At 45.3% G+C, this 11,378-nt stretch carries 13 protein-coding genes; all 13 read right to left on the bottom strand.

The genetic code is table 11. The features are described 5' to 3' along the window. Position 1 precedes the first annotated feature (1 nt). The 13 genes from CDZ87_RS08295 to CDZ87_RS08235 all read right to left on the bottom strand — a co-directional run bounded on the left by CDZ87_RS08295 (position 2) and on the right by CDZ87_RS08235 (position 11,367). Positions 2-754: a heme ABC transporter permease gene (locus CDZ87_RS08295; RefSeq protein WP_100753123.1), complete on the bottom strand. Its 753-nt coding sequence runs from the start codon at positions 752-754 to the stop codon at positions 2-4. A gap of 97 nt (positions 755-851) precedes the next feature. Then, on the bottom strand, positions 852-1,520 hold the full coding sequence (gene ccmB, locus CDZ87_RS08290) for a heme exporter protein CcmB (protein ID WP_100753122.1): 669 nt from the start codon (positions 1,518-1,520) through the stop codon (positions 852-854). A 2-nt stretch (positions 1,521-1,522) separates the two neighbouring features. Beyond that, positions 1,523-2,143 carry a cytochrome c biogenesis heme-transporting ATPase CcmA gene (gene ccmA / locus CDZ87_RS08285; protein WP_100753121.1) on the bottom strand — a complete coding sequence of 207 codons (621 nt, stop codon included), beginning with the start codon at positions 2,141-2,143 and terminating at the stop codon, positions 1,523-1,525. Positions 2,144-2,330: 187 nt separating this feature from the next. Then, on the bottom strand, positions 2,331-2,825 hold the full coding sequence (locus tag CDZ87_RS08280; RefSeq protein ID WP_100753120.1) for a DUF2802 domain-containing protein: 495 nt from the start codon (positions 2,823-2,825) through the stop codon (positions 2,331-2,333). Continuing rightward, on the bottom strand, positions 2,825-3,319 hold the full coding sequence (locus CDZ87_RS08275; RefSeq protein WP_100753119.1) for a chemotaxis protein CheW: 495 nt from the start codon (positions 3,317-3,319) through the stop codon (positions 2,825-2,827). Before CDZ87_RS08275 ends, CDZ87_RS08280 begins: the two co-directional genes overlap by 1 nt. 37 nt (positions 3,320-3,356) lie before the next feature. Then, a complete protein-coding gene (locus CDZ87_RS08270) occupies positions 3,357-4,400 on the bottom strand; it encodes a chemotaxis protein CheW (protein WP_100753118.1) in 1,044 nt (347 codons plus the stop codon). Then, positions 4,393-5,169, bottom strand: a complete 777-nt coding sequence (locus tag CDZ87_RS08265) for a ParA family protein (RefSeq protein WP_100753117.1) — start codon at positions 5,167-5,169, stop codon at positions 4,393-4,395. Before CDZ87_RS08265 ends, CDZ87_RS08270 begins: the two co-directional genes overlap by 8 nt. 9 nt (positions 5,170-5,178) lie before the next feature. Further along, positions 5,179-6,288 carry a protein-glutamate methylesterase/protein-glutamine glutaminase gene (locus tag CDZ87_RS08260; protein ID WP_100753116.1) on the bottom strand — a complete coding sequence of 370 codons (1,110 nt, stop codon included), beginning with the start codon at positions 6,286-6,288 and terminating at the stop codon, positions 5,179-5,181. A 24-nt stretch (positions 6,289-6,312) separates the two neighbouring features. Next, positions 6,313-8,568 (bottom strand): chemotaxis protein CheA, encoded by a 2,256-nt coding sequence (locus CDZ87_RS08255; RefSeq protein WP_100753115.1) that lies wholly within the window; start codon positions 8,566-8,568, stop codon positions 6,313-6,315. A 9-nt stretch (positions 8,569-8,577) separates the two neighbouring features. Continuing rightward, complete coding sequence (locus CDZ87_RS08250) at positions 8,578-9,300, bottom strand: protein phosphatase CheZ (RefSeq protein ID WP_100753114.1); 723 nt, start codon at positions 9,298-9,300, stop codon at positions 8,578-8,580. A gap of 37 nt (positions 9,301-9,337) precedes the next feature. Next, a complete protein-coding gene (cheY, locus tag CDZ87_RS08245; protein WP_100753113.1) occupies positions 9,338-9,706 on the bottom strand; it encodes a chemotaxis response regulator CheY in 369 nt (122 codons plus the stop codon). Between the two features lie 52 nt (positions 9,707-9,758). After that, a complete protein-coding gene (locus CDZ87_RS08240; RefSeq protein ID WP_100753112.1) occupies positions 9,759-10,487 on the bottom strand; it encodes an RNA polymerase sigma factor FliA in 729 nt (242 codons plus the stop codon). Beyond that, positions 10,480-11,367 (bottom strand): MinD/ParA family protein, encoded by an 888-nt coding sequence (locus tag CDZ87_RS08235; protein WP_172953565.1) that lies wholly within the window; start codon positions 11,365-11,367, stop codon positions 10,480-10,482. The genes CDZ87_RS08240 and CDZ87_RS08235 overlap by 8 nt, the downstream gene beginning before the upstream one ends. Positions 11,368-11,378 lie beyond the last annotated feature (11 nt).

The raw sequence follows: 11,378 nt of genomic DNA, 5'->3' as shown, positions 1-11,378 counted from the left end.
CTTAACCTCCTCTCTGAGATGTCACTTTAGCTAGCGTCCTCACCCAAGGACGGTGACTCTCTTTATGAATGATTTCATTGCGTAAGCGAATCATTGTTAGTGCGCCAAAGAAAAACCCAAAACCAAAAATATTGAGTAGCAACGGCCACAACATATCATTCGAGATAGATGGTTGCTCAAATTTAGTAATCGTCGCGCCTTGGTGTAGTGTGTTCCACCACTCGACGGAAAAGTGAATTATCGGCAAATTAACCACACCAACAATCGCTAAAATTCCAGCTGCTTTTGACGCTGCTTTTTGATCGTCAAATGCGTGATAAAGCGCAATAACACCCAGATAAAGAAATAGAAGAATCAGTTCCGACGTAAGGCGAGCATCCCAAACCCACCATGTTCCCCACATAGGCTTGCCCCATACCGCACCCGTGACTAGCGCAATAAAAGTAAACACTGCGCCTATAGGTGCCATGGCTGCGGCGGCCATATCCGATAAGCGCAACTGCCATACGATGCCGATAAACGCCGCTATCGCCATCGACATGTAAACACCCATCGACCAAATTGCCGAAGGAACATGAATATAAATAATTCTGAAACTGTTGCCTTGTTGATAATCTGATGGCGCGAAGGCAAGCCCCCACACAGTACCAACAGATAAACACAACAGCGCCAGTATGGAAAACCAAGGCAGTAACTTACCACACAACTGATAAGTCGATTCTGGTTTGGCATAAGGGTGAAGCCATTTCCACATTGTTGTTCTCACTCTCACTTCAGTTTCGTTTAACTTGGGCTAAACAATTTTCCGTTATTGTATTTTATAAAGGGTAACGACTCGTCGACCGTAACCGTTAATTGACACTAACTCGCAACGCCGCACTTATAGCAAAAGGCGTTAAGGTCATGGAACCCATCAACATTGCAGCTAACACAGCGAGTTGTCCGTTATACGCCATTCCTAAAGATGCCGCATCAATGGCTGAGGTCGCAAAAATCAAAATTGGGATGTAGAGGGGTAACACTAACAAGCTGAGTAATACGCCGCCCTTTTGTAATCCAACCGTCAGCGCCACGCCTATTGCCCCGATAAAGCTCAAAGTTGGCGTACCTATGAGTAGGGTAAGTACAACACCAAGCCAGGAATTAAAATCGAGCGACAGCAGCACCGAAAGTAGCGGGCTGATAATAATTAACGGCAACCCCGTCAGCAGCCAGTGCGCAATCACTTTCGAGATTACGACCACAGGCAAAGGCACGGGGATCAGCATCATCTGCTCTAAGGCACCATCTTGGAAATCGTCTCTAAATAGACGCTCAAGTGATAACAGGGCCGAAAGCAGCGCGGCGACCCACACAATACCCGCTGCGATACGTGCTAACAAGTTAGGCTCAGGACCGATACTAAGCGGAAACAGAGTAATCACGATAATAAAAAACCACAAAGGGTTAAAAATATCCGCTTGGCGGCGAAAAGCGATGAGAAGTTCTCGTCTAATAATACTATTGATGGTACCAAACATGGTTAATCACCCAGTTTAATTTTTCTAAGTTTTGGGTTATCGGCGAACATGTCTTGGTGCGTAGTTAGCATCACAATACCGCCGCTTTCAGCATGTTGCAAAAACAGTGATTCAAGAACTTTAACTCCCTGCTTATCAATCGCGGTTAAGGGTTCATCAAGTATCCATAGCTTATGATCACTCAACCATAAACGTGCTAAGGCAACACGACGCTGCTGACCAGCAGAAAGCTGTGCAACAGGAACATCTTCACGCCCAGCAAGACCAACTTTGGTCAACGCTTGATAGACTGTTAGTTTATCTACCTGCTTTTGGGCATGAACACTAAGGTAAAAGCGGAGGTTTTCGTATGCGGTCAATTCACGCTTAACACCCGTTTGATGACCTAAAAACAACAACTCTTGATGAAAAGCATCGCGATTAGACTCTATCTGTTCACCATCCCAAAAAATATCGCCGCTGTCACGGTCACCCAATCCTGTAATGATGCGCAGAAGGGTTGTTTTACCGGTGCCGTTTCGTCCTTCAATCTGAACTAATTCGCCAGAATCTATAGTAAAAGACAGAGATTCAAACAACGTTCGTTCATCTCTAATCGCGGTCAGTTGAGATACTTCTAACATTTGGGATCACTAGATAAATTTCGAGGCTGTATCTTACCACAGCCTATTGATGGCAAAACAGAAATAGACCTATACGAATCACGAAACTAAGTAAGAATCTGTTAATATCTAACCACAAACCTTAGTAACTACCACTAAATGATTACAACTAGACATAAAAAAAGTGCCCTTAGGCACTTTTTAGCAATCATTTCTTACTGGTTGTTCTTCGACGAGAAGCTTGGCGGCGTTCAAAACCGCTCTCTAAAGGGGGGATTTTTTCTTTGCCCGTGATTTTGTTTTGCAGCGACATCATCAGTTCGGCTTCCGCTTTAGGCAATTCGCACTCTTCAATCAACTCTTCCAGGTCGGCACCTAACTGAACCATCTTGGTGGCTCTAGAATAAAGTCGTCCATCGCTATCGACTTGTTCTAATTCAGTAATACGCTCACCTAAATGCTGGATCAAATCCTGCTGTTCACTGACTTTCTGCCCAAGTCCAACCACTACAGAGCGTAATTCTAACAGTTGCTTATTGGCTTTTTGCAGTTGTTTATCTAAGTGGCTATTCTGTTGACGGATATGTTCGGAAGCACGAACTTGCCCTTGCTTGAGTCGAAAAATTGCCAAAAAAAACAGTAATATGATTGAAACAATAGCCCCAGCGATCACCGGAGCATTTGTCATCCAACTCGCATCCATTACAGATGAGCCATATCATCCCACTCTTCATCAGTGAGTAGTTTATTAAGATCAACCAGAATGAGTAATTTACCATCACGATTGCTGACACCTTGAATAAACTTGGCACTTTCATCGGTACCGACACTTGGTGTCGTATCGATTTCAGAAGAACGTAGGTAAACCACTTCAGCGACACTATCAACCAAAATACCAATCACTTGATGTTCAGACTCAATAACGATAATACGTGTATTGTCGGTAATCTCACCTTGCATCAAACCAAAGCGTGAGCGAGTATCGATGACAGTGACTACGTTACCGCGAAGATTAATGATACCTAAAACATAATCAGGCGCACCAGGTACAGGGGCAATCTCTGTGTAACGCAACACTTCGCGCACTTGCATGACATTAATGCCGTAGGTTTCTTCTTCTAGCTGGAACGTCACCCACTGAAGCACTTCATCACTTGACTGATCTTTTCTTAATTCAACTTCATTAGTTTGAGACATACCTTATCCTCTCTAAGCCTAAATCGGCATAAATGTTCTAATTATCTAATGCTTTAACATCAAGTCCTGCATTAAGCATAGCTATCAATGCTTCAACGTGGATCAAAGCACACATTTTTTCTTTCACCATGCCAGCAAGCCACGGCCTTTTCCCGGCAGTTTCTCGCCAACGTACCATTGCTGGGTCTAGGGCTTCGGTTCCCTTCAATTGAGTTGAGGCCAACCCCCACATACTCTCACCCAACATTACAATATATTGGTAATTTTCTTTATGAGTGTCGTCTTTGAGCTTTTCGCTCATCACCCACTTCGCAGTATCGACCACATCCAACTGTGCTTCACGACTGGTTTGCAAGCCGAGATACCAGTCAGGCCGACCGATAAGATGATTCATTTCCGCAATACGGTGAATTCCACCCAGTTCATCAAGAGGGACGGCAAAGGTGACGTTATTGACATCAAAGTAAAGTACCGGAAACTCAATATCACGCTGTGTAGAATGCCAATCATCAGCCAACTTATGACTTGGTTGCGTTGCTAATTCGTCTTCGTCGTCAGTGGTCAGATTGGTATCAACGAATACCTCAACCTCAGTGACCACGTCAGGCTCAGTTTCCAATGACTCAGCAACTTGAGCAATAGCTTCGATTGACTCAGTGATGGTTTCGACGCTTTGCTCGATGTCAATATCGGCCTCAGGCGCTTCAAAGTCCCACTCTTGAATTTCCTCAACCGCAGTCAATGTCTCTGGCTGTACTTGGGCGATTTCGAGCGTGTTTTGCACCATTACCTGCTCTAAATCAAGATCGGCAACGGGATTGTCACTTTCTAGCTGCTTAAGTAGACGTTCCACATCTTCAAGATTAGGCACTTCGACTTCAGTCGCCGGTGTATGAAAATAACTTTTTTCTTGCACCGACTGCATCATTGGCTCAAGTTCATGAGGTTCGGTTTTAGCGACAATGGCCAGCGTTGCGTCACACTCTAGTTGTTCTATTTGTTGATCGACTTCCTCTGCAAGTAATGCTGAAAAGTAATCGTCGAGGGCTTGTTCACTCGATAGCAATGATTGGCTAGTCATCAATGGCTAACCTCTCTATATGAATAAGTAGTTGCTTGTAAGCAAACACACCACGACTTCCCGAAGCAAAATGAGACACGGGTAAATGCTTTAAGCTGGCGTCTCTAAATTTAGTATCGATCGGAATCGCTGATGACCAGACTTGGTCAGGGTAATCTTTCTTCAATTGCTGTAGCGTTTGTAAAGATGCGCGGGTTCTTTTATCGTACATTGTTGGAACTATGGTCACTTTGAACGGCTTATTGCGTGATTTTTGCATGATAGTCAACGTGCGTACCATGCGCTCTAAACCTTTCATCGCGAGAAACTCTGTTTGCACAGGAATAAGAATTCTATCACTCGCCGCCAACGCATTGACCATCATAACCCCTAAAATAGGAGGGCAATCAATCAGCACATAATCGTAACGGTCCCGGATGGCCAACAAGGCGCGCTTAAGAATTAACCCCATCCCACTGCGATTACCCATCACTCGATCTAGGGTGGCTAATGACATGTGCGCGGGGATCAAGTCGATACCTTCAATATCTGACTTCATCACCAGAGGCATCACCGTTTGTGCGGTATATTCCCTTAGTTGGAAGAGATCAAAAAGGCTTGAGGGCACCGTATCCGAGTCATAACCAAGATAAGTGGTCAGTGAAGCGTGTGGATCGGTATCGACCAAGAGTACACGCTTTCCTTGCTTACTTAGCAAACCCGCCAGGGTAATGGTTGTGGTCGTTTTACCCACACCGCCTTTTTGGTTTGCTATGCTCCATACAATCATGTGAAACCTCTATGTTAGACCGACTTCGACTAACATACGTTCAGCGATTCTATCTAGCGGCAAATCTTCTGTTGAAATGCCTGCTTTAGCAACAGCTTGCGGCATGCCATAAACGACACAACTCTCTTCATCTTGCGCCCAAATCGTCGCACCCGAATCTTTTAGCATCCGAGCCCCTTCGCGCCCATCAGCCCCCATTCCAGTTAACACCATTGAGAGTACTTGATCGGAATAGATTTTAGCGGCACTACCGAAAGTCACATCGACACAAGGTTTATAGTTCATTCGTTCACCACCATCGATGATGCGTAATTTTGCTGAGCCTGGTCTCCCATCAATCATCATCTGCTTACCACCTGGCGCCAAGTAAGCAACGCCCGCTTTGAGTGGGTCACCATCTTGTGCTTCTTTCACTTGAATTTTGCACAGTGAGTTCAGTCGACTAGCGAAGGCGGCTGTAAACGTTGCCGGCATATGTTGAATGAGCAGAATAGGATGCGGGTAGTTTGACGGGAGCTTAGTTAAAATTTTCTGTAATGCGACAGGCCCGCCCGTTGATGTACCGATCGCAGTCAGTTGATACTTCTTGCCACTGGCTTTAAATCGCGTTGCTACAGCAGGTTTTGCCGCAGTAGGTCGGATAGGGGTACGATTTAGTGTAGTGGCAGTATCTGGGCGAGTAGACACGGCCGGCCTTACAATAGCGCGGCGCATTGAAGCTCGTTTTGATGCGATCTGAATCACTCGCTGTTGCAATAAGATAACCGCTTCATCACGATTACGCGCGATATCTTCAAACTTCTTTGGTAAGAAATCTAACGCACCCGCTTCAAGCGCATCTAAGGTTGCTTTAGCGCCGTCATGTGTTAACGATGAAAACATCAAAATCGGCACAGGGCTTTTCGCCATAATTTCACGAACGGCGGTAATGCCGTCCATGACTGGCATTTCGATATCCATAGTGATGACGTCAGGCTTGATTCGTAGTGCTTTTTCAACGGCTTCTTTACCATTAGTCGCCACATCAATGACTTCTAAACGCGGCTCTGCGTTAATAATTTCACTCACTCGGCGGCGGAAAAAACTCGAATCATCTACAACTAGTACTTTGATCGCCATATGCGTCCTTCTTTATCTCGCGACTTAGATTTTTGAAGCAGCTGCATACTGCTTAAGCAAATCTGCCACATCTAAAATTAGAGCGATGTGACCATCACTGGTAATTGTCGCACCAGACATACCCGGTGTGCCTTGCAGTAGGTTATCAAGCGGTTTGATGACCACTTCTTCTTGTCCAATTAAGGTATCAACGACAAAACCAACACGTTGATTACCAATTTGGACAATGACCACATGGCCATGGCCTTTACCTCGTTCTACTTGACCCATATGAGGTGCAAGCCAGTTCTGCAGATAGAACAGTGGTATCGATTTGTCGCGTACTATGGTAGTTAACTGGCCGTCAACAATATTGGTACGCCCTAAATCGAGGTGGAAAATCTCACTAACACTAGCAAGTGGTAGTGCAAATGGGTGATTCGCCACACCGACCATGAGTGTGGGTAAAATGGCTAATGTTAACGGCACTTTGATAGTAATCTTAGTCCCTTTACCAAGCTCAGAGTCGATATCAATAGAGCCATTTAGAGTATTGATTGCGGTTTTAACCACATCCATACCTACACCACGCCCAGAGATATCTGAAATCTTTTCTTTGCTTGAGAAACCAGGCATGAAGATAAGGTTAAAACACTCTTTGTTGGTCAGACGAGACGCTGCGTCTTCATCCATCATCCCACGTTTTACCGCGATAGCTCGCAACTTATCTGGTTCCATACCACCACCGTCGTCGACAATAGCTAACTCGATATGGTCCCCCTCTTGAGAGGCCGACAAAATAACTTTACCCGTCCGCGGCTTACCTGCTGCCACTCGATCATCTGGCATTTCAATACCGTGATCAACAGAGTTTCTCACTAAGTGAATCAGTGGGTCGGCGAGCGCTTCGACTAGGTTCTTATCAAGGTCAGTCTCTTCACCACGCATTTCAAGAGTAATATCTTTATTAAGGCTTCGCGCCAAATCGCGAACAACGCGAGGGAAACGACCAAACACTTTCTTAATCGGCTGCATGCGCGTTTTCATAACCGCGCCTTGCAAATCGGCAGTGACTACATCGAGGTTTGAAACCGCTTTCGACATTTCTTCATCATTGCTGTTAAGCCCTAAGCTTAACAGGCGATTACGCACCAGCACTAGCTCACCCACCATATTCATAATGGTATCTAAGGTTGAAGTATCAACACGAACAGTTGCGTCAACTGGTGGCTTTTTCGCTTGCGCTGCCGGAGGCGACGCTTCTTTTTTGGCCGGCGGTGGAGGAGGCGCTTTTGCAGCAGGTGCTGGAGCCGGTTTCACTTCAGGCTTAACTTCGGCAGGCTTAACTTCGGCAGGCTGCGCAGCAGGTTTAGCTGGTTCAGGGATAACGGTTGCAGGCTTAGTTGCCGCTTCTAGTTCATCATCTGCCGGGCCTTTACCTGAACCGTGTAAATCGTCAAGGAGCTTTTCAAACTCTTCATCGCTCATTAAATCACTATCAACGGCACCAGCAGATGGAGTGACTGGGGCAGAGGCAGGTGCAGTCTCTTCGTTCTTACCGGGCGCTTTACCTGAGCCATGAAGTTGATCAAGAAGCTTCTCAAATTCATCATCGGTAATGTCACTGCTGTTTTGACTATTCGGTTCCGATACTGATGGCGTAGCCGGAGAAGCCGGAGCTGATGCCGCGCCAGGGGCGCTACCAGAGCCATGCAGTTCATCGAGCAATTTTTCAAATTCGTCTTGGCTTATGTCGTCAATTGAACCAGCAGAGATCTGTTGAGACTCAGTAGGCGGCTCAACTTGTGGTGCTTCAACAGGCGTTTCCTCAACAACCGGCGTTTCGTCAACAATAGGCGTTTCGTCAACAACAGGTTGCTCAGCAATAACAGATTCTGGATCATCAGGCGCAGAAGGATCACTGAGTCGATGCAGCTCATCCAGTAGCGCTTGTTCGGCTTTGGGTAAAGGTTCTCTGTTTTGTACAGCTTGGAATTGTTCGTTGACGGTATCAAGCGCCTTCAACATGGTGTCCATCAAGCCAGAGCTAACTTGTCGCTGGCCATTACGTACAATATCGAACACGTTTTCTGCGCCGTGGCAGGTGTCAACAAGTTCATGCAACGCTAGGAAGCCCGCGCCACCTTTTACAGTGTGGAAACCACGGAAAATAGCATTTAACAGGTCTTTGTCTTCAGGGCGGCTTTCTAACTCAACTAATTGCTCAGAGAGAAGTTCTAGTATCTCCCCTGCTTCGACTAAAAAGTCCTGAAGAATGTCGTCGTCTAATTCGTAGCTCATATGTTACCTCTAAAACCCAAGACTCGAGAGTAAGTCGTCGACTTCGTCTTGTGATGCCACGGCGTCTTCCCTTTCTTGAGGGTTAAGAATAGGACCTTCCGGATCCGTTGCTGATTTGTTGTTCTTATTGGCACTGTCGTGTTCTGAGTGGCTAGAGCCAAATGCGGTCAATATTTCTACTAGCCTGCCCTCAACTTCATTAACAAGGTTAATCACTCTACCAATAATTTGCCCAGTTAAATCTTGGAAATCTTGAGCCATTAGGATTTCTGTCAATTGGCCTCTTAATTCTGAGCTATCGCCTTCCACTTCTACTAACAGTTCATCGATATAATGACATAACGCTTTGAATTCAGAGAGTTCAATGCGGCCACGCATGAGTTCATTCCATTGCGGACGCACCTTAAGCAACCCCTCATGCAAGTTGTCTGCAATAGGCATACATCGATCGACAGCGTCCATGGTTTTATTCGCGGCGACTTCTGTCTTGTCAATGACGTACTGGAGGCGATCCCTAGCATCAGGAATTTCGTCCTTGGCTATCTCACTAATACGCTCATCACTACTAAAGTGTTTGATTGACTCGTGTAAGTCACGAGTCAGCTCACCAATCTCTTGCAACATTGGATTTGAAGCGTCTTCGTAGATACCTTTGACAAGTATATTTGCGTCTTGCTGTTGACCATTTTCTAACAGTTCTACGAGTTGTTTTGCCTGTTCTAATGAAATCATTCTGAATTGGCCTTTTAACGTTTAATCAATTCCTTGACTATAAACGCTCAAAAATTTTGTCTAGTTTTTCTTTTAATGTTGCAGCAGTAAAGGGCTTAACAATATAGCCGTTAACACCTGCTTGTGCTGCTTCGATGATCTGTTCGCGCTTTGCCTCCGCGGTGATCATTAATACTGGTAGATGCTTCAACTCATCATCGGCACGGATATGCTTGAGAAGGTCAATACCTTGCATACCTGGCATATTCCAGTCTGTCACGACAAACTCAAATTCACCTTTCTTAAGCATAGGTAACGCCGTTAAGCCATCATCCGCTTCTTGGGTGTTGTTAAAGCCCAAGTCACGAAGCAGGTTCTTTACGATACGTCGCATTGTTGAGAAATCATCAACAATAAGGATCTTCATGTTTTTATTCAAAATTGCCTCCACTGAGTTCGAGATCAGTGATTTTTACTCATTATTTTGTCCAAGCACTTAACTTTGTGCGTAGACGCTGCATTGATTGGCTCAATATTTGGCTAACGCGTGACTCGCTAACACCAATTATCTCACCGATTTCCTTTAAGTTTAACTCTTCATCGTAATAAAGCGATAGTACTAGTGCTTCTCGTTCTGGCAGAGTTTTGATCGAGTCGACCAAAGCTTGACGAAAATACTCGTCGGCAACACCCTGAAAGGGTAAATTCTCTGCTTCGCTACCTCCAGATGAAATAACATCTTCGGAAACGCCAAGATCTTCAATCCCAACCAAACGTGAACAGCTAATATCGGTTAAAATCGTATGGTATTGATCTAAACCAATGCCCATATGCTGGGCGATTTCTGAATCAGTTGGGTCTCGATTCAACTCACCTTCGAGCGCAGATATCGCTTGGCTAACCTCGCGGTTGTACTTATGTACTGAACGTGGTACCCAGTCACCGCGACGAATATCATCTAGCATAGCACCTCGTATTCGGATGCCTGCATACGTTTCGAAGCTCGCTCCTTTACTACCATCATAGTTCTTTTGAGCTTCAAGTAGTCCAATCATGCCCGACTGAATAAGATCTTCCACCTGCACACTTGGCGGTAAACGCCCGAGTAAATGGTGAGCAATACGCTTCACAAGCACCGAATATTTCTCTAAAAATACTCGTTGACTGTTTTGGTTGGCGTACTGGTCATAGGTCAAAGCCTTATTCACCAAGTGGTTCCTCTAACATCTCTGGTCTATTTAGTAAGCGTTCGACAAAAAACTCAAGATGTCCACTCGGTGCTCTAGGTATTGGCCAAGTAAGTGCCTTACTCGCCAACGAACCGATTGCTAACGCCGCTGGAGATCTTGGGAACGCGTCGACAACAATTTTTTGTTTTTTAACTGCTTGTCTAACTTTATCATCCAACGGAATACATGCGACAAGTTCAAGGCTCACATTCAGGAATCGCTCTGTGACCAAGGTCAACTTTGCGAACAATTCTCTACCTTCACGATAACTTCTGACCATATTTGCAACAATTTTGAAGCGTGGTACTTGGTGGTCTTTACTCAACAACTTAATTAAAGCATAGGCATCGGTGATTGAAGTCGGCTCGTCACATACTACCACCACCACGTCTTGAGCTGCTCGTGAAAAGCTCACCACCATATCGGAAATACCTGCGGCCGTATCAATAATCAATACGTCCATTTCATCTTCTAAAGTTCCAAACGCACGGATAAGCCCGACGTGTTGCGCATGGGATAGCTCAGTCATAGATTGAGTTCCGGATGTCGCAGGAATTATGCGAATACCGTGTGGTCCTTCAACAATAGCATCTTTTAGCTCGCATTCACCTGCTAAAACATGACCTAAGTTACGTTTTGGTCGAATACCCAACATTACGTCAACGTTTGCCAAACCTAAATCAGCATCAAGAACCATTACTTTTTTGCCTTGACGCGCCATTGAGATCGCCATACCCAAAGCTACGTTTGATTTACCAACACCGCCTTTACCGCCAGTCACTGAGATAACTTTAGTCAAAGAAGGTTGTGTTAAGCGGCGTAATCCGCTTGCTTGGTCTTGTATCATATTATTCGTCATAATCGTCCGCC

It is taken from the genome of Vibrio salilacus, from assembly GCF_002811245.1.
Classification (GTDB): Bacteria; Pseudomonadota; Gammaproteobacteria; order Enterobacterales; family Vibrionaceae; genus Vibrio; species Vibrio salilacus.
This window is presented reverse-complemented; position numbering and strand designations above follow the sequence as displayed.